We start from the raw sequence: 16,633 nt of genomic DNA, 5'->3' as shown, positions 1-16,633 counted from the left end.
ATGCATCGCGATGACTCCGGTTTCACGCTGATCGAGGTGCTGGTCGCGCTCGCCATCATCAGCATCGCGCTCGCGGCCTTCGTGCGGCTCACGAGCCAGACCGCCACCAACCTCGGCGAGGTCGAGCGGCGCTCGCTCGCGATGCTCTCGGCGCAGAACAGCCTGGCCGAGCTGCAGATCAGCTCGCTCCCTTCGGCCGGGCTGCGGCAGGTGGCCTGCCCGCAAGCCGGCAAGCCCTTCGTCTGCCGCGTGCGGATCGGGCCGCCGCTCGGCGATGGCACGCGTGCCGTCTCGGTCGACGTCTATCCCGGCATCGACAGCGACCGGCGGCTGGCCAGCCTGCAGTCCAGCCTGCCGGAGCGGCGGCGATGAGAAGCAGCAAACGCTCCGCACCGCGGGATGCCGTCGCGGGCTTCACCCTGATCGAGGTCATGATCGCGATCGTGATCATGGCGGTGCTCAGCCTGATCGCCTGGCGAGGCCTCGACAGCATGAGCCGCGCCAACGTGCAACTGCAGGAGCGCAGCGAGGACACGGCGCAGCTGATGCGCACGCTGCAGCAGCTTCAGCGCGACCTCGCGTGGCGCACCACGATCGAGTTGCCGGCTTCCGGCATGGAGGCGCAGGCCCGGGACGGCGCGCCGTCGACGGCGGACGGCAGGCCGCAGGCCGTGGTCCGGCTGCTGCCGCCGGGCATGGAGGCGCGCCGCCCGGACCAGGGATCGCTGCTGATCGAGTTCGTGCGCGCGGCTCCGGCGGCGCCCGGGCGCTGGCAGCGCGTGCAGTGGTGGCTGCAGTCGGGCACGCTGTACCGCGCCGTGGGCGCGGCCGCCGCGGCGTACCCGCTCCCCGGGCCCGAGGCCGCGGACCGCGTCGCGGTGCTCCAGGGCCTGGTCTCGTTCGAGCTGCGGGCCTGGGAGCCCGGGCAGGGATGGCGAGCCCTGCCCGCGGCGGTGCAGGCACGTTCGCCGGCTTCCGGCCTCGAGATCGTGCTGGGCGCGCGGCGCAATGGCGGCCCGGTGCTGCATTACCGGCAGGTGGTCGCGCTCGATTGAGCCCCGCTTCGAGGCCGCGGACCTGGCGCTTCGCCGCCCAGCCGCGGCACCTTCGACAGCGCCGGCACCGCCGCCCGCTGGCTACGATAGCGCGATGGACCTCAGGCAACTCCGCTATTTCGTCGCGCTCGCGACCCAGCAGCACTACGGCAAGGCGGCGGGCATCCTGCACGTGACGCAGCCGGCGCTGAGCCGGCAGATCCGGCTGCTCGAGGAGGAACTGGGCGTCCAGCTGTTCGAGCGCCACGCGCGCGGCGCGGCGCCGACCGACGAGGCACGGCTGCTGCTCGAGAGGGCGCTGTTCCTGCTGCGCTACGTCGACCAGATCAAGTCCGACCTGCTGGCCCGGCAGCGGGAGCCTCGCGGGCCGGTCGCCATCGGACTCTCGCCCGGTCTCGCGCAGCAGCTCACGGTGCTGCTGACCAAGGCGGTGCTCCAGTACCTTCCCGAGGTGAGGCTGCGCTTCATCGAGGGCTTCGCGCCTTCGCTGCAGACCATGCTGGCGCAGGGCGAGGTCGACATCGCGCTGCTGATCGAGCCCGTCGAGCGATCGAACCTCAGCAGCATGCCGCTGCTCAAGGAACAGATCTGCCTGATCGGCCTGCCCGACGACCAGCGCCTGCGCAAGCCGAAAGTCAAGATGCGCGATCTGGCCGGCGTGCCGCTGATCATGACCGGGCTCGTCAAGTCGGGTGTGCGGCTCGAACTCGAGGCAGCCGCCGCGCGCGCCAAGCTCGAACTTCATCGCGTGGTCGAGGTCGAGACCGCCGAGGTGGCGCGCCGCCTCGTGCTCGACGGCGTCGGGCTCACGGCCCACTTCGCGGCGGCGGTCCAGGAGGACCTGGCGGCATCGCGGCTGCGCGCCGTTCCCATCGAGGGCCTGTTCCTGCATCGCGTGCTGGCGCGCGCCGCGGACCGGCCCGCGTCGCGCGCCACCGAAGGCGTGATGGGCGTGCTGCGCATGGTGATCGAGCGGCACGTGCGCGAAGGCAAGTGGCCGCACGCGCAGCTGTCCTGAGGCGGGGCCGACCGATGCCGCTTCGTTATGAGGGCGGTCAGAAAATTCACTTGGACCCGCGCCGCGCGCGTCCCTAATCTTGCGCCGTCCGCTGCCGCCACCGCCCACCGGGTGGCGCGCCGGACTTCACAAGAACGGAGACAAGCAGATGGCATGTGATCGAAGAACATTCCTCGGGGCCGCCGCGGCCGCCACTTTCGCGCCGGCGCTGGTGCGGGCGCAGGAGCAGCCGCTTCGCATCGTGGTTCCCTTCTCGGCGGGCAGCGGCACGGACGTGACCGCGCGTGTGCTGGGCGATGCGATCGTCAAGAGCAGCGGGCGCACCGTCATCGTCGACAACAAACCCGGCGCCGGCACGGTGCTCGGCTCGGTCGACGTGGCGCGCTCGCGCCCCGACGGCAACACCGTGCTCTACACCACGGGCGGCTACACCACCAGCGCGGTGCTGATCAAGAAGCTGCCCTTCGATCCGGTCGCGGACCTGCTGCCCATCACGCGGCTGGCGCTGTCCTCGGGCTTCGCGCTGCTGGTCGGCGAGAAGTCGCCGTACCGCTCGCTCGCGGAGTTCGTGGCGGCCGCCAAGGCCAGGCCGGGCCAGCTGAGCTTCGGCTCCTCGGGCGTGGGCAACACCACGCACGTGATGGGCGTGTTCTTCGGCAAGGGCGTGGGCGTGGACCTGCTGCACGTGCCGTTCAAGGGCTCGCCGACCAACGACCTGCTGGCGGGCACGGTCGACTGCGCCTTCCTCGCGCCGTCGACCGCGGGCTCGCAGATCCGCGCGGGCCGCCTGCGCGCGCTCGGGATCTCGGGCGGCCGGCGCTCGGCGCTGCTGCCCGAGGTCGCGACCTTCGCCGAACAGGGCTTCACGGTCGAGGACATCCCGGCCTGGTCGGGCCTGCTCGGTCCCGGAAAGATGGCGCCCGACGCGGTGCATGCGCTGCACGACACCATCGTCAAGGCGGCACGCACGCCCGCGCTGATCGCCTACATGCGCGACAACGGCGACGAGCCCGACCTGATGCCGCCCGAACCGTTCAGAGCCTATGTCACGGCCGAGATCGGGCGCTACCGCCGGCTGCTGCCGCCACTCGACATCCAGATCGGCTAGGAGCTGCCATGCCCGAATTCGTCGACCTCGGCGACGTCCGCACCGCCTTCGAGGTGGCGGGGGAAGGACCGCCGCTGCTGATGCTGCATGGCGCCGAAGGCAGCCGCCGGCAGTTCGCGCGCATCCTGCCGGCGCTGAGCGACCGCTACACCGTGATCCGCTACGACCAGCGCGACTGCGGCGACACGTCCGGCCCCGAGCGGGCACCGACGCTGATCGATCTCGCCGACGATGCGATGCAACTGCTCGAGGCCCTCGGGCACGCGAGCGCCTTCGTGTTCGGCACCTCGTTCGGCGGCAGGGTCGCGCAGGCCTTCGCGGTGCGCCATGCAAAGGCCGTGCGCCGGCTCGTGCTGGCGAGCACCTGGCCCCTGCCCGTCTCGCTCGCGCAGGCCAACGCCGAGGTGGCGCGCGAGATCGGCGTGCTGCGCGCGCAGTTGCCCGCGAGCGCCGAGCAGCTCGCGGCGCTGTTCTTTCCCGCGCCCTTCCTGGCCGAGCATCCTGTCTTCAGGGCGCATTTCGCTTCGGCACCCGCGCGCTCCGCACGCTCCGATCGCCGCGCCGCCGTGGTCGGCGATCAGCCCGCGCTCGCGCTGTCGCAGATCGATCGGCCCACGCTGCTCGTCGCGGGCGAACTCGATCGCGTGGTGCCGGCCGCGCTCACGCTATCGCTGGCGCAGCACATCCGCGACACGCGCTCGGTGCTGCTGCCCGGCGTGGGCCACCTGGGCACGGCCCAGGCCCCCGAGGCGCTCGCATTGCATCTGCGCGAGTTCCTGGCGTGAACCACGTTTTCTTTTCCATTCCCCTGTTCCGCGCCCCAGGGCGCATGGAGTCTTCGTTCGATGATTGATGTACCGGTCCTCGTCGTCGGTGGCGGTCCCGCGGGCCTCACCGCATCCCTGTATCTGTCGCTGTTCGGCATCGAGTCGCTGCTGGTCGAGCGTCATCCGGGCACCGCGATCCTTCCCAAGGCGCGGGCCCTCAATGCCCGCACCATGGAGATGTATCGCCAGATCGACCTGGAGGACGCCATCCGCGCCGTCGCCATGCCCGATCGCTTCGGCGGCACCATCCTCTGGTCCGAGAGCCTGGCCGGCCGCGAGATCAAGCGGCTGCATCCAGGCCGCGGATCGGCGGCCAACCAGGCCTTGTCGATCGCCGGCAACTGCGGCTGCTCGCAGGACATCCTCGAGCCGGTGCTGCGCCAGCGGGCCGAGGCGGCCGGTCCCGGCAGGCTTCGCTTCGGCACCGCGCTGCGCGAACTGAATTGCGACGCCGACGGCGTGACCGCCACCATCGAGGATGCCGAGGGCCGCGGCGAACAGGTGCGCGCGCGCTACCTGATCGCCGCCGACGGCTCGCAGAGCCGCATCCGGCAGCAGCTCGGGATCGGGCGCCGCGGCGAAGCCGATGTCTACGACAGCATCAACATCCACCTGCGTGCCGACCTCACGCCGTGGATCGCGGAGCGCCCGGCGGCGCTGTACCTGATCGAGCAGCCGGAATTGCGCGGCACCTTCCTGACGATCAACGGCAGCGATCGCTGGGGCTTCCTGGTCACCTCGCTGTCGCACTACGGCTTCACGCCCGAGCAGTTCACGCCCGCGTTCAGCACCGAGATCGTGCGCCGCGCGGTGGATGTAGCCGACCTCGCCGTCGAGGTCCTCGGCGTCAGCGCCTGGAAGGCTTCCGCGATGGTGGCCGAGCGCTACCGCGCGGGGCCGGTGTTCCTGGCCGGCGATGCCGCGCACGAGATGCCGCCGACCGGTGGCTTCGGCCTCAACACCGGCGTGCAGGATGCGCAGAACCTCGCATGGAAGCTGGCTGCGGTGCTGCGCGGCGAGGCCGGCGACGCGCTGCTCGACAGCTACGATGCCGAGCGCCGCCCGGTCGGCGAGGCCGTCACCCACACCAGCCTGCTCAACGCGCTGTCGATGGGGCGCACGGCGCGGCAGACCGAGGCCGTGCTGCCGCGCAAGGAGTTCCTCAACGAGATCGGCCTGGTGTTCGGCGCGCGCTACGCATCGCGCGCGGTCGTGTCGCAGGAAGAGCCCGCGCCGGTCGCGGATGCGATCGAGGCCTATGTGCCGAGCGCCACGCCCGGCTGCCGCGCGCCGCATGTCGCGCTGCGCAAGGCTTCGCGGAAGCTCTCGACCACCGACCTGCTGGGCCGGGGCTTCGTGCTGCTCACCGCGCCCGCGGGCTCGGCCTGGCGGGGCGCCGCGGACCGGCTCGAAGGGCCCCGTGTCGCCAATGCCGTCATCGGCGACGAGATCCGCGAGGAGGATGGTGGCGACTGGCTCGCGGCCTATGGCCTGCGCGAGGACGGCGCGGTCCTCGTGCGGCCCGACGGCCATGTGGCCTGGCGCTCGCCATCGGGCGCCGACGACCCGAAGGCCGCGCTGCAGGAGGTCATGAACGCCATCCTGTGCCGCGGCGCGGCGGCGCCCGGGAGCGCCGCATGAGCATGGAAGTCAGCGCCATCCATCACTTCACGGTCGGCTGCGCGGTCGAAGACCTGCCCGCGCTGCGCGACTTCTACGTGGGCACGCTGGGGCTGAAGGAGGGGCACCGCCCCGCGCTGCGTCATCCGGGCTACTGGCTGTATGCCGACGGGCACGCGATCGTGCATCTCAACGCGCTGCGGACGGTGTCGCCGCCGCGGGAGTGCGGCCCCTTCGATCACGTGGCCCTGAAGGCGCGCGGCCTCGAAGCCACGCGGCAGGCGCTGCGCGCGGCGAAGGTGCCCTTCAGCGAAACGCCGCTGACCGGGACTTCGCTGCACCAGGTCTTCCTCAGCGATCCGCTCGGGCTCAAGGTCGAGTTGAATTTCGATCTGGATCTCGAGGCCGGGTAGCCCGCTCCCGGCCATCGGCCTCCTGCCTGCGGGCGCCGCAGGCAGGGTTCGAACATGGGCTCAGCCCGGCGGCAACTCCAGGTCATGCACGATCTGCCCCGCCCCCATCGTGTTCACCGCCTCCGCCGGCACTTCCATCAGCACACGGCTGCGCTCGCCCGTGAAATGGATGGTGATGTGCTGCACCGGCCGCTTGCGCCGGTCGTGCAGCAGCCGCACCAGGCGCACCAGCGGCGCGCCGAGGTCCACGCGCAGGAGGCCGGCGAGCACGGGGTCGGCCGCGACGGCGGTCACCTCCTGGATCACGCGACCGAACTTGATGCCCTCGGCCATCAGGATCTCGAACAGGGCGCGCTTCTGCAACTCGGTGGCGGTCACGTTGCGCCCCACCTCCTGTGGCACCCAGGCATCGGTGACCATCATCGGCGTACCGTGCGCCGAACGCAGCCGCACCGCATGAACCGCGACGGCACCCGCCTCCAGCTGCAACTGCTGCGCCACCGTCGCCGGCGCCGGCGCGGTCTCGACCTTGAGCACGGTCACTTCGGTCTCGCGCGCCTGCCGGCCCAGCGATTCGATCAGGCCGAACGAGGGCTGCGGGCGCTGCGCGCGCGGCACGGCGCGCACGAAGGTGCCGCGGCCCGGCCGCTTCTCGACCAGCCCCAGGTGCTCCAGGTCCGACACGGCGCGCCGCACGGTGATGCGCGAGACGTCGAACTGGGCGCACAGCGCGTCCTCGGCCGGGATGAGTTCGCCCACGCCGTAGGCGCCCCGGGCGATCTGGTCGCGCAGCACCATGAAGAGCTGCCGGTGCAGCGCGGTGCCGGGTTCGCGGCGCAGTTGGGAAGGATTCGGTGTGTCCATGGAGAGCAGTGCTTCGGCCGCGCGGGCCGCCCGCGCGTTCGGCCGATTGTGCCCGCCCATTCAGGCATACCCTAACAACGTCGAAAGGTTATAGCATTATGATGTCATCACTAAATCACTTCGACGCCCTGTTCCATGACCACCGCCCACGACCTGCGCCAGCTGCTCTCCCGTCCCGAACTCGTCGTCGCCCCCGGCGCCTATGACGGCATGACCGCGAAGATGGTCGAGGCGGCCGGCTTCGCCTGCGTCTACATGACCGGCGCCGGCGCCTCGGCCGCGCGCGGCTTTCCAGACTACGGCCTGCTGTCGATGAACGAGATGGCCGAGGCCGCGGGCGTGCTGGCGCGCTCGGTCGGCGTGCCGGTCATCGCCGATGCCGACACCGGCTACGGCAACGAGCTCAACGTGACGCGCACCGTGCGCGAGTACGAGATGCGCGGGGTGGCCGGGCTGCACATCGAGGACCAGGTCGCGCCCAAGCGCTGCGGCCACCTCGACGGTAAGGAGGTGATTCCGCGCGACCAGTTCGTCGCCAAGATCCGCGCCGCCCTCGCCGCCCGGCACGACCCGGCCTTCCTGGTGATCGCGCGCACCGATGCGCGCGCGATGCTCGGGCTCGACGAGGCGGTGGAACGCGCGCGCGAGGCGCTGGCCGCCGGCGCCGACATGGTGTTCGTCGAGGCCGCGCAGTCGATGGAGGAACTGGCCGCGATCCCGCGGCGGGTCGAGGGCCCGTGCCTGCTCAACATCGTGCGCGGTGGCAAGACGCCCGACCTCGACCTCGCGACGGCGCAGCAGATGGGCTATCGCCTCGCGATCCTGCCGAGCCTGCTGATCGGCGCCGCGGCCTCGGCCTGCGAACAGGCGCTGTCGGCCCTGCGCAGCACGGGCCAGCCGCCGAGCTCGGCGCATGCGCCCGGCGTGGCCGAACGCTTCCGGCGCCTGGGCGCCGCGGAGTGGGATGCGCTGCGCACGCGCTTCCAGGCGGCGGAATGACGGCCATGACGACACCCTCCGCCACCGCGCCGCGCACGCTGTTCGACAAGGTCTGGGACGCGCACGTGGTCCAGCCCCTGCCCGACGGCTGGGACCTGCTGCACATCGACCGCCACCTGCTGCACGACCTCTCGGGCACCGCCGGCCTGCGCGAGCTGGCCGAGCGCGGCCTGCCGGTGCGCAATCCCGAGCTGGCCTTCGCCACGCCCGACCATGCCGTCTCGAGCGCGCCGGGCCGCACCGGCCAGAGCTTCGCGGGCGGCGTGCATCTGTACCAGGGCCTCAAGCTGCTGACGCGCGGCGCCGGCATCCGCCTGTTCGACCTGGGCCAGCCCGGCCAGGGCATCGTGCATGTGATGGGACCGGAACTCGGCATCGTGCAGCCCGGCATGACGCTGATCTGCGGCGACAGCCACACCTGCACCAACGGCGCCCTCGGTGCGATCGCCTTCGGCGTGGGTTCTTCGGAGGTCACGCATGCGCTCGCGAGCCAGACGCTGGTGCTGCGCCGGCCGCGCACCCTGCGCGTGCACTTCGACGGACTGCCGGGTGCCGGCGTGGGCGCCAAGGACCTCGCGCTCGCGATGATCGCCCGGCTCGGCGCCAGCGCGGGCACGGGCTTCGCGGTGGAGTACGCCGGCGAGGCGGTGCGTGCGATGGAGATCGAGCAGCGCATGACGCTGTGCAATCTCTCGATCGAACTGGGCGCGCGCATCGGCATGGTGGCGCCCGACGCGAAGACCGAGGCCTATCTGCGCGGACGCGACTTCGCGCCGCCCGAGGCGCGCTTCGCCGAAGCGGCTGCGTATTGGCGCGGCCTTCCGAGCGACCCCGGTGCGGTCTACGCGCGCGAAGCGCGGGTCGACGCGAGCGCCGTGGCGCCCACGCTGACCTGGGGCACGAGCCCGGAGCATGCGATCGCCATCGACGCGCGCATCCCCGATCCCGCCGATGCCACCGACGCCTCGCAGCGCCAGGCCTGGCAGGGCGCGCTCGACTACATGGGGCTCGCGGCCGGCGCGCCGCTGCAGGGCCAGCGCGTGGACCGCGTGTTCATCGGCTCGTGCACCAACTCCCGGCTGTCGGACCTGCGCGAGGCCGCGGCGCTGCTGCGCGGCCGTCGCGTGGCCTCGCATGTGCGGGCCTGGGTGGTGCCGGGTTCGGAGAACGTCAAGCGCGCGGCCGAGCGCGAAGGCCTGGACCGGCTGTTCCGCGAAGCCGGCTTCGAATGGCGCGAGCCGGGCTGCAGCATGTGCGTGGCCGCCAATGGCGAGCAGGCCGCACCGGGCGAGCGCGTGGTCTCGACCTCGAACCGCAACTTCGTCGGCCGCCAGGGCCCGGGTGCGCGCACCCACCTCGCCAGCCCGGCCAGCGCCGTCGCGGCCGCGCTGGCCGGTGCCATCGCCGATCCACGGAGCCTCTGAACATGCAGCCCTTCACCCTCCGGCGCGGCGCCGCGGCGCCGCTTTCCATCGACAACGTCGACACCGACCTGATCGTGCGCATCGAGCGCCTCACCAGCCTCGCGCGCGGCGAGCTCGGCCCGTGGGCCTTCGAGGCCCTGCGCTTTCGCGCCGACGGCGGCGAAGACCCGGACTTCGTGCTCAACCAGCCGCGCTGGCGCGAGGCACCGATCCTGGTGGCCGGCCGCAACTTCGGCTGCGGATCGTCGCGCGAGGGCGCCGTGTGGGCGCTGCTGGCGCGCGGCATCCGCTGCGTGATCGCCGAGAGCTTCGGCGACATCTTCCACGCCAACTGCTTCCAGAACGGCGTGCTGCCGATCCGCCTCGCGCCCTCCGAACTCGCGCGCGCCCATGCGGCCTGCAGCGCCGAAGGGCCGTGGCAGGTCGACCTGCGCACGCAATGCATCACGCTGCCCGACGGCGCCGAACTGCCCTTCGAGGTCGATCCGCTGCGCCGCGAAGCCCTGCTCGAAGGGCTGGACGACATCGGCCGCACGCTCAAGCTGCGCGGCGCCGTCGATGCCTGGCAGGCGCGCGACCGCGCGGCCCGCCCCTGGGCCTGGCCGGCGGCTGCCGTGCCGCAATCCTGACCACCGGAGACCGCCTCTCATGTTCGACACATCCCTTCGCTCGCTGTCGCGCCGCTGGCTGCCCGCGCTCTGCGCGGCCTGCGGCCTCGGCGCCGCCTCGGCCCAGGCCCAGACCGCCTGGGCGCCGCAACGCCCGGTCACGCTGGTCGTGCCCTACAACCCCGGCGGCGGCACCGACGCCACCGCGCGCGCCGTCGCGAGCCGGCTGTCGGTGCTGTGGAAGCAGCCGGTGCTGGTCGAGAACCTCGGCGGCGCCGACGGCCTGATCGGCACCCGGCGCGTGATCGAGGCCGCGCCCGACGGCTACACGCTGCTGTTCCAGGTGCCCTCGCTGCTGCTGATGAAGTACCAGCGCAGCCTCAAGGCGATCGATCCCGTGACCCGGCTCACGCCCGTGACCGCGGTGGCGACCTCGCCGACCGCGCTGGTGATGACGGCCACCCTGCCCTTCAAGACCCTGCCCGAGCTCATCGCCCATTGCCGCACCAGGCCCTGCAACGCGGGCAGCGGAGAGAACAGCTCCAAGGTGCGGGCACAGAAGTTCGCGGCCGATTACCAGCTGCGCGACCTCGCGGTCGTCAACTACAAGGGCACCTCGCCGATCGTGGGCGACCTGGTCTCGGGCAATCTCACGATGGCCTTCACCGGCATCACGGCCGCGATGCCGCTGCACAAGGCCGGGCGCGTGCGCATCCTCGTGACCAACGGCGAACGGCGCGCGCAGGCGCTGCCCGAGATGCCGACCAGCCTCGAGGCCGGCTGGCCCGACTCCTATTCGGTGACCTGGTACGGCGTGTTCGCGCCCAAGGGAACGCCGAGCGCGATCGCGCGCGCCATCGCCGATGCCACGCGCGAAGCCGGCAAGGACGCCCATGTGCGCGAGGCGCTGGCGGTCGCGGGGGCGGAGCCGGCCTTCACGAGCCCGGCCGACTTCGAGACCATGATCCGCGAGGACGATGCGCGCCTCGCTGCGCTGGTCAAGCGCTTCCCGCTCGAGGACTGAGGCGATGCAAGTCATGGGCGAACAGGTCGGCGTGGCGTGCACCGTGCTGCGCGGCGGCACCAGCAAGGGCCTCTACTTCAACGCCGCCGACCTGCCGCCCGCGGGCGCGCGGCGCGACCGCCTGCTGATGGCGCTGCTCGGCGCGCACGACCTGCTGCAGATCGACGGCCTCGGCGGCTCGCGGCTGGTCACGGCCAAGCTCGCGATCGTCGGGCCACCCACGCATCCCGAGGCCGACGTGGACTACACCTACGGCATCGTGCCGCCGGGCGAGGGCCGCGTGGTCTTCACGAGCAACTGCGGCAACATCTCGGCGGGCGTGGGGCCGTTCGCGATCGATGCGGGGCTGGTGCCCGCCGAAGGCCCGGTGGCGCGCGTGCGCATCCACAACACGAACACCGGCAAGCTGCTGGTGGCGCATGTGCCCGTGGCCGACGGCCATGCGCGCGTGCACGGCGACTTCGCGATTCCCGGCGTGCCCGGCACCGGCGCACGGATCTTCATGGACTACCGCGCCACCATCGGCGCCAAGACCGGCCGCGGCATGCCCACGGGCCGCGCGCGCGACGAGATCGCGCTCGACGATGGGCGGCGCTTCGAGGTCAGCCTCTGCGACGTCGGCAATCCCTGCGTCTTCGTCGCGGCCGATGCCCTGGGTCTCTCGGGCACCGAGCTGCCGAACGCGATCGATGCCGATGCCGCGCTGCTGTCGACCTTGAAGGCCCTGCGTGCGCGCGCGGCCGCCCTGCTCGGCCTGTGCGACCACTGGCGCGAGGCCGACAGCGTGTCGCCCGCGCTGCCGCTGGTCGTGATCGTCGCGCCGCCCACCGCCTATGCCGATGCGCAGGGCCGCGCCGTGACGGCCGCGCAGGTCGACCTGTGCGCGCGGCTGGTGTTCTACGGCCGCTGCCACGAGAGCATGGCGGGCACCGGCGCGATCTGCACCGCGGCCTGCGCGAGCGTCGAGGGCTCGGTGGTGCATGCGGCGGCACGCTGCGCCAGCGAACGCGTCGTGCCCGACAGCCTGCACATCGGCCATCCGCTCGGCGCGATGCGTGTCGACGTGCAGGGGCGCTGCGAGGCTTCGCGGCCATTGGCCTTCGAGGCGCTGGGCTTCGCACGCACGGCGCGCCGCCTGATGGACGGCACGGCCTGGGTGCCGCGGTCGGTGCTGGACCCGGCCTGAGCCCTCGTCGATTCCCCCAACAACATTCCAAAGGAGACTTCATGCAACCCGATTCCTCCCGCCGCCGCTTCCTCGGGCAGTGCGCGGCCGCGGCCACCGCCGCCTCGCTTGCTCCCTCGTTCGCATGGGCGCAGGGCGACACCTATCCCTCGCGGCCGATCCGCATCGTCGTTGGCTACCCACCCGGACAGACCGTGGACACCGGCGCGCGCGCCCTGTCGATCGCGCTCGCGGACATCCTCGGCAAGCCGGTGTTCGTCGACAACAAGGCAGGTGCCAACGGCATCCTCGGCGCGCAGGACGTGCGCAACGCGGCACCCGACGGCTACACGCTGCTGCTGGGCACCTCGGGCCAGCTGGCGATCAATCCCTCGATCTATGCCAAGCCCGGCTACGACCCGGTCAAGGACTTCGCGCCCGTCATGCTCAACGGCGTGGGCCGGCTCTACGTGGTGGTGCCCGCCGCGTCGCCGTTCAACACGCTGGCCGACCTCGTGGCCTATGCCAAGGCCCATCCGGGCAAGCTCAACTACGGATCGGGCGGGCGCGGCATCACGGCCAACCTCGCGATGGAGATGCTCAAGAAGGCGGCCGGCGCCGATATCGTGCACGTGCCCTACAAGGGCTCGTCGGCCGCGCTCACCGACCTCATCGGCAGCCAGATCGACGTGATGATGGACGCGGGCGGGCTGGTGCTGCCGCAGGTGCGCCAGGGCAAGCTCAAGGTGCTGGGCGTGTCGAGCAAGGGCCGCTACAAGGAGCTGCCGCAGGTTCCCACCATCGCCGAGCAGGGCTATTCAGGCTTCGAGGTCGCGTCGTGGACCGCCGTGCTGGCCCCGGCCGGCACGCCGCCCGCCGTGGTCGAGAAGCTCAACAAGGCGCTGCTCCAGGCGCAGCGCCGCCCCGACGTGATCCGCTCGGCCGAGACCTCGGGCAGCGAGCTCGAGGGCGGGTCGCCCGAGCAGCTCAAGGCCTTCCTGGTGGCCGAGAACCGCAAGTGGGGCGAGGCCGCGCGTGCCGCGGGCGTCACGCCGGAGTGAGCCATGGTGCATGACGACTCGAGCACCTTCGGCGAACAGCATGGCGTGCCCTGCGTGCTGATGCGCGGCGGCACCAGCAAGGCGCTGTTCTTCCACCTGCGCCACGTGCCGCCGCCGGGCCCGGCGCGCGACGCCTTCCTCAAGCGCGCCATGGGCACGCCCGACCCGCTGCAGATCGACGGCATGGGCGGCTCGCGGCTGGTCACGTCCAAGGTGGCGCTGATCGGTCCGTCGACGCGGCCCGATGCCGATGTCGACTACACCTTCGCGCAGTGCGACGTGGAGCGCGACCTGATCGGCTACGACGCCAACTGCGGCAACATCTCCTCGGCCGTGGGGCCGTTCGCGGTCGACGAGGGGCTGGTCGAGGCGGTCGAGCCGCTGACCGTGGTGCGCATCCACAACACGAACACGGGCACCGTGCTGGTCGCACGCGTGCAGGTGCGCGACGGCAAGGCGCGCGTGACGGGCGACTGCGCCATCGCGGGCGTGCCGGGCACCGGGGCCGAGATCCTCATGGACTACACCGACACGCGCGGTGCCAAGACGGGCCGCCTGTTGCCGACGGGCCAGCCGGTCGACGCGATCGCGCTGGAGGACGGACGCGAGGTGCGGGTCTCGATCGTCGATGCGGCCACGCCCTGCGTCTTCATCGCGGCCGAGTCGCTCGGGCTCCACGGCGACGAGCTGCCGCCCGCGATCGGCGGCGACCGCGCGCTGATCGAGACCATCGGCGAGATCCAGGCCAGGGCCGGCGAGCGCATCGGGCTCTACGCGCATTGGCGGGACGTGCATCTGCCGGGCCTGCCGCTGGCCGTGATCGTGGCACCGGCCGGGCACGAGGACAGCGATCTGCGCGCGCGCCTCGTGTTCCTCGGCAAGTGCCACGACAGCATGGCGGGCACGGGGTCGATCTGCACCGCGGCGGCCTCGCGCGTTTCGGGCACGCTGGTCCATGCGGCCGCGGGCGACCGGCTGCGTGGCGAGGTGCTGCGCATCGGTCATCCGCTGGGCGTGATGGCGGTCAAGGTCGTCGCGCAGCCCGGTGCGGCGCTGCCTCAGTTCACGGCGCTGGGCCTTCAGCGCACGGCGCGACGCTTGATGGAGGGCGTGGTCTACGTGCCGGCCGAAACGGCGTGAACGCCGTGCTCAGGCGCCGTCCGGCAGCTGCGCGAGGCCCGCGTGCTCGCGCGCATACCGCGTCGGCGGCAGCCCGACGTGCCGCGCGAACGCGCTGCTGAAGGTGTTCGCGGCGTTGTAGCCCACGCGCTGTGCGATCTCGGCCACGCTGCCCGCGTTGCGTCGCAGCAGGTCCTTCGCGAGCGCCATGCGCCAGGCCAGCAGGTACTCCATCGGTGCCACGCCGACCGTGCGGCCGAAGCGCTCGAAGAAGGTCGAGCGCGAGAGCGCGGCCTCGTGCGCGAGTTCGGCCACCGTCCAGTCCTGCGCCGGGCGTTCGTGCATCGCGCGGATCGCGGCCGCGAGCCGCGGCTCGGCGAGGCCGCGCGCCAGCCCCGACGAGGCATTGGTTCCGCCGGTGGAGCGCAGCGCCTCGATCAGCAGCAGTTCCAGCAGCCGCGCCAGCACGAGCTCGCGCGCGGGCCGCTGCTCGCGCGACTCCTCGCGCACGAACTGCACCAGCATCGCGAGCCGCTCCTCGCCGCGCACGTGCACGAATTGCGGCAGCAGCGACACCAGCAGCGAGGCATCGGGCGAATCGAAGCTGCAGTGGCCCGCGAGCATGCGCAGGTCGATCGCACCCCGTGCATCGCCGACCCTGAATTCGCCGTTGCCCAGCGGCACCGGCGGCGCGGTTTGCACGCCCGGCGGTGGCGGCTCGAGGCTGGAGAGCGCGATGTGCCGGGCGGCGGGCACCAGCACGAAGTCGCCCGATTGCAGCTCGAGCGCCTCGCCCCCGTCGACCGCGAGGCGGCAGCCGCCCTCGAGGATCACGCAGTAGAAGGGTTCGCCCGCATCGGAGCGCTCGATGCGCCAGGGGCTGGCGCCGAACACGCGCTTGGAGAAGCGCGCGCTCGGCCGCAGCAGCATGACCACTTCGGCCAGGGGATCCACCATGTTCGGACGATTCCTGATGAGACTCGGACTCGGGATCGTAGCAAGTCCGGCCCTGGCGACCTATCGTCAGGCATCGATCACTCCCTTTCTCATCAAGGATCTCCATGACCCGGACCGTTCTCATCACCGGCTGCTCCTCGGGCTTCGGCCTCGAAACCGCGCGTTATTTCCTGGACCGCGACTGGCAGGTCGTCGCGACCATGCGCACCCCGCGCACCGACCTGCTGCCCGCATCGCCGCGCCTGCGCGTGCTCGCGCTCGACGTCACCGATCCACGCAGCATCGCGCATGCCGTGGAAGCCGCCGGCCCCATCGACGTGCTCGTCAACAACGCGGGCTTCGGCGCGGCCTCGCCGGCCGAGCTCACGCCGCTGGCCACCGTGCGCCAGCTCTTCGAGACCAACACCTTCGGCACCCTCGCGCTGATGCAGGCGGTGCTGCCCCAGTTCCGGCAGCGCCGCGCGGGCGTGGTGGTCAACGTCACCTCGAGCGTGACGCTGAAGGCGCTGCCGCTGATCGCGGCCTACCGCGCGAGCAAGATGGCGGTCAATGCCTTCACCGAGTCGATGGCGATCGAGCTCGAGCCGCTGGGCGTGCGGCTGCGGCTGGTGCTGCCGGGCCGCTCGCCCGAGACGCGTTTCGGCGACAACGCACGCGCGCACATGGCGGGCTTCGATCACGAGGACTATGCGGAGCTCGCGCGGAAAGTCTTCGCGGAATTCCAGGACACGTCCGCCCCGACCACCCATGCGCTCGACGTCGCCGAGGCCGTGTGGCGCGCGGCCACCGATCCCGCGGCGCCGATGCGCATCCCGGCCGGCGCCGATGCCGTCGCATGGGCGGCCGAGGCGCGCTGAGCCATACCCGTTCGGCGCACAGGCCGATTCGCGAGGCATCGCGCAAGCGGCTGCTATCCTCGGCGCGCTCCATGCATCGTGCATCGAGACTCGCCGAGGACGACTTCGGCGCTGACGCACACCGAGGGACGGCCCTGCAACCTTGTCGAGGTGTTGCCATGGCCGAACTCCTTCGGGTCCTGCGGACCCTGCATCGAACGCTGCACGCGCAGCCGATGCCGCGCCCCCTCCTCTTTCGCTGCATCGCAGTCACGCCCGGCCTAGTGCGGCTCGGCTATCGCCTGCGACCGTCGCGGGCTTGCGCGCATCGGCGAGGTGCCCGGTGATCGGCGCCGGCGGCTGGATGGGGCTGGTGCTCGCGGCGGGCATCGGCTATGCCGCCTGGGCGGCGAAACGCGATGGATGCGAGCAACGCGACGTCAAGGCGTTGCGTATCGGCAGCGGGCTCTGCCTGTTCGCGGCGGCGGTCGTCACCGCGCTGGAACTGCTGCTGGCGGCGGACTGAGACGGGCCG

General features: G+C 72.0%; 18 protein-coding genes. 16 read left to right on the top strand and 2 right to left on the bottom strand.

Going from position 1 to position 16,633, the window contains the following annotated elements; all coding sequences use genetic code 11:
• The 7 genes from gspI to ACODT0_RS28375 all read left to right on the top strand — a co-directional run bounded on the left by gspI (position 1) and on the right by ACODT0_RS28375 (position 6,041).
• Complete coding sequence (gene gspI, locus ACODT0_RS28405) at positions 1 to 372, top strand: type II secretion system minor pseudopilin GspI (RefSeq protein WP_057591890.1); 372 nt, start codon at positions 1 to 3, stop codon at positions 370 to 372.
• Positions 369 to 1,055 (top strand): PulJ/GspJ family protein, encoded by a 687-nt coding sequence (locus ACODT0_RS28400; RefSeq protein WP_296735717.1) that lies wholly within the window; start codon positions 369 to 371, stop codon positions 1,053 to 1,055. The genes gspI and ACODT0_RS28400 overlap by 4 nt, the downstream gene beginning before the upstream one ends.
• A 94-nt stretch (positions 1,056 to 1,149) precedes the next feature.
• On the top strand, positions 1,150 to 2,073 hold the full coding sequence (locus ACODT0_RS28395; protein WP_057591888.1) for a LysR family transcriptional regulator: 924 nt from the start codon (positions 1,150 to 1,152) through the stop codon (positions 2,071 to 2,073).
• Between the two features lie 148 nt (positions 2,074 to 2,221).
• A complete protein-coding gene (locus ACODT0_RS28390) occupies positions 2,222 to 3,181 on the top strand; it encodes a Bug family tripartite tricarboxylate transporter substrate binding protein (RefSeq protein WP_296735716.1) in 960 nt (319 codons plus the stop codon).
• Between the two features lie 8 nt (positions 3,182 to 3,189).
• Positions 3,190 to 3,966: an alpha/beta fold hydrolase gene (locus ACODT0_RS28385; RefSeq protein WP_296735714.1), complete on the top strand. Its 777-nt coding sequence runs from the start codon at positions 3,190 to 3,192 to the stop codon at positions 3,964 to 3,966.
• 60 nt (positions 3,967 to 4,026) lie between these two features.
• A complete protein-coding gene (locus ACODT0_RS28380) occupies positions 4,027 to 5,649 on the top strand; it encodes an FAD-dependent monooxygenase (RefSeq protein ID WP_489042847.1) in 1,623 nt (540 codons plus the stop codon).
• Positions 5,646 to 6,041, top strand: coding sequence for a VOC family protein (locus tag ACODT0_RS28375; RefSeq protein WP_057598058.1), 396 nt, complete (start codon positions 5,646 to 5,648; stop codon positions 6,039 to 6,041). Before ACODT0_RS28380 ends, ACODT0_RS28375 begins: the two co-directional genes overlap by 4 nt.
• 60 nt (positions 6,042 to 6,101) lie before the next feature.
• Here the strand turns inward: ACODT0_RS28375 and ACODT0_RS28370 are convergent, their stop codons facing one another.
• The gene (locus ACODT0_RS28370) at positions 6,102 to 6,905 is read right to left on the bottom strand and encodes a GntR family transcriptional regulator (RefSeq protein ID WP_296735709.1); all 804 of its coding nucleotides are present in this window, start codon (positions 6,903 to 6,905) and stop codon (positions 6,102 to 6,104) included.
• A 135-nt stretch (positions 6,906 to 7,040) separates the two neighbouring features.
• Here ACODT0_RS28370 and ACODT0_RS28365 point away from each other — a divergent pair, with 135 nt between their 5' ends.
• From ACODT0_RS28365 to ACODT0_RS28335, 7 genes are read left to right on the top strand one after another with little or no spacing between them, the layout of a single operon-like run.
• A complete protein-coding gene (locus ACODT0_RS28365; protein WP_261210584.1) occupies positions 7,041 to 7,904 on the top strand; it encodes an isocitrate lyase/PEP mutase family protein in 864 nt (287 codons plus the stop codon).
• 5 nt (positions 7,905 to 7,909) lie between these two features.
• The gene (locus tag ACODT0_RS28360; RefSeq protein ID WP_296735707.1) at positions 7,910 to 9,328 is read left to right on the top strand and encodes a 3-isopropylmalate dehydratase large subunit; all 1,419 of its coding nucleotides are present in this window, start codon (positions 7,910 to 7,912) and stop codon (positions 9,326 to 9,328) included.
• 2 nt (positions 9,329 to 9,330) lie between these two features.
• Positions 9,331 to 9,957 carry a 3-isopropylmalate dehydratase small subunit gene (leuD, locus tag ACODT0_RS28355; protein WP_489042846.1) on the top strand — a complete coding sequence of 209 codons (627 nt, stop codon included), beginning with the start codon at positions 9,331 to 9,333 and terminating at the stop codon, positions 9,955 to 9,957.
• Positions 9,958 to 9,976: 19 nt separating this feature from the next.
• Complete coding sequence (locus tag ACODT0_RS28350; protein WP_489042845.1) at positions 9,977 to 10,960, top strand: Bug family tripartite tricarboxylate transporter substrate binding protein; 984 nt, start codon at positions 9,977 to 9,979, stop codon at positions 10,958 to 10,960.
• 4 nt (positions 10,961 to 10,964) lie between these two features.
• Positions 10,965 to 12,146: a 2-methylaconitate cis-trans isomerase PrpF family protein gene (locus ACODT0_RS28345; RefSeq protein WP_296735703.1), complete on the top strand. Its 1,182-nt coding sequence runs from the start codon at positions 10,965 to 10,967 to the stop codon at positions 12,144 to 12,146.
• A 41-nt stretch (positions 12,147 to 12,187) separates the two neighbouring features.
• A complete protein-coding gene (locus ACODT0_RS28340) occupies positions 12,188 to 13,186 on the top strand; it encodes a Bug family tripartite tricarboxylate transporter substrate binding protein (RefSeq protein WP_296735701.1) in 999 nt (332 codons plus the stop codon).
• A 3-nt stretch (positions 13,187 to 13,189) separates the two neighbouring features.
• The gene (locus ACODT0_RS28335; RefSeq protein ID WP_489042844.1) at positions 13,190 to 14,326 is read left to right on the top strand and encodes a 2-methylaconitate cis-trans isomerase PrpF family protein; all 1,137 of its coding nucleotides are present in this window, start codon (positions 13,190 to 13,192) and stop codon (positions 14,324 to 14,326) included.
• Positions 14,327 to 14,335: 9 nt separating this feature from the next.
• Here the strand turns inward: ACODT0_RS28335 and ACODT0_RS28330 are convergent, their stop codons facing one another.
• Positions 14,336 to 15,262 (bottom strand): AraC family transcriptional regulator, encoded by a 927-nt coding sequence (locus ACODT0_RS28330; protein WP_261210577.1) that lies wholly within the window; start codon positions 15,260 to 15,262, stop codon positions 14,336 to 14,338.
• Between the two features lie 104 nt (positions 15,263 to 15,366).
• Between ACODT0_RS28330 and ACODT0_RS28325 the strand changes: the two genes are divergently transcribed.
• Together ACODT0_RS28325 and ACODT0_RS28320 are read left to right on the top strand one after the other, a co-directional pair.
• A complete protein-coding gene (locus ACODT0_RS28325) occupies positions 15,367 to 16,119 on the top strand; it encodes an SDR family oxidoreductase (protein ID WP_413765332.1) in 753 nt (250 codons plus the stop codon).
• 322 nt (positions 16,120 to 16,441) lie between these two features.
• Entirely contained in the window at positions 16,442 to 16,624 is a 183-nt protein-coding gene (locus ACODT0_RS28320; RefSeq protein ID WP_057591873.1) for a hypothetical protein, read from the top strand.
• Positions 16,625 to 16,633 lie beyond the last annotated feature (9 nt).

It is taken from the genome of Variovorax sp. FG153 (assembly GCF_057809595.1).
This window is presented reverse-complemented; position numbering and strand designations above follow the sequence as displayed.

What these genes read in the sequence shown, in the direction of transcription:
- ACODT0_RS28330 (WP_261210577.1), bottom strand. Translation starts at nt 15,262, where the DNA reads ATGGTGGATCCCCTGGCCGAAGTGGTCATGCTGCTGCGGCCGAGCGCG.
- ACODT0_RS28345 (WP_296735703.1), top strand. Translation starts at nt 10,965, where the DNA reads ATGCAAGTCATGGGCGAACAGGTCGGCGTGGCGTGCACCGTGCTGCGC.
- leuD (WP_489042846.1), top strand. Translation starts at nt 9,331, where the DNA reads ATGCAGCCCTTCACCCTCCGGCGCGGCGCCGCGGCGCCGCTTTCCATC.
- ACODT0_RS28380 (WP_489042847.1), top strand. Translation starts at nt 4,027, where the DNA reads ATGATTGATGTACCGGTCCTCGTCGTCGGTGGCGGTCCCGCGGGCCTC.
- ACODT0_RS28395 (WP_057591888.1), top strand. Translation starts at nt 1,150, where the DNA reads ATGGACCTCAGGCAACTCCGCTATTTCGTCGCGCTCGCGACCCAGCAG.
- ACODT0_RS28340 (WP_296735701.1), top strand. Translation starts at nt 12,188, where the DNA reads ATGCAACCCGATTCCTCCCGCCGCCGCTTCCTCGGGCAGTGCGCGGCC.
- ACODT0_RS28390 (WP_296735716.1), top strand. Translation starts at nt 2,222, where the DNA reads ATGGCATGTGATCGAAGAACATTCCTCGGGGCCGCCGCGGCCGCCACT.
- ACODT0_RS28325 (WP_413765332.1), top strand. Translation starts at nt 15,367, where the DNA reads ATGACCCGGACCGTTCTCATCACCGGCTGCTCCTCGGGCTTCGGCCTC.
- ACODT0_RS28350 (WP_489042845.1), top strand. Translation starts at nt 9,977, where the DNA reads ATGTTCGACACATCCCTTCGCTCGCTGTCGCGCCGCTGGCTGCCCGCG.
- ACODT0_RS28400 (WP_296735717.1), top strand. Translation starts at nt 369, where the DNA reads ATGAGAAGCAGCAAACGCTCCGCACCGCGGGATGCCGTCGCGGGCTTC.
- ACODT0_RS28365 (WP_261210584.1), top strand. Translation starts at nt 7,041, where the DNA reads ATGACCACCGCCCACGACCTGCGCCAGCTGCTCTCCCGTCCCGAACTC.
- ACODT0_RS28385 (WP_296735714.1), top strand. Translation starts at nt 3,190, where the DNA reads ATGCCCGAATTCGTCGACCTCGGCGACGTCCGCACCGCCTTCGAGGTG.
- ACODT0_RS28360 (WP_296735707.1), top strand. Translation starts at nt 7,910, where the DNA reads ATGACGACACCCTCCGCCACCGCGCCGCGCACGCTGTTCGACAAGGTC.
- ACODT0_RS28370 (WP_296735709.1), bottom strand. Translation starts at nt 6,905, where the DNA reads ATGGACACACCGAATCCTTCCCAACTGCGCCGCGAACCCGGCACCGCG.
- ACODT0_RS28335 (WP_489042844.1), top strand. Translation starts at nt 13,190, where the DNA reads ATGGTGCATGACGACTCGAGCACCTTCGGCGAACAGCATGGCGTGCCC.
- gspI (WP_057591890.1), top strand. Translation starts at nt 1, where the DNA reads ATGCATCGCGATGACTCCGGTTTCACGCTGATCGAGGTGCTGGTCGCG.
- ACODT0_RS28375 (WP_057598058.1), top strand. Translation starts at nt 5,646, where the DNA reads ATGAGCATGGAAGTCAGCGCCATCCATCACTTCACGGTCGGCTGCGCG.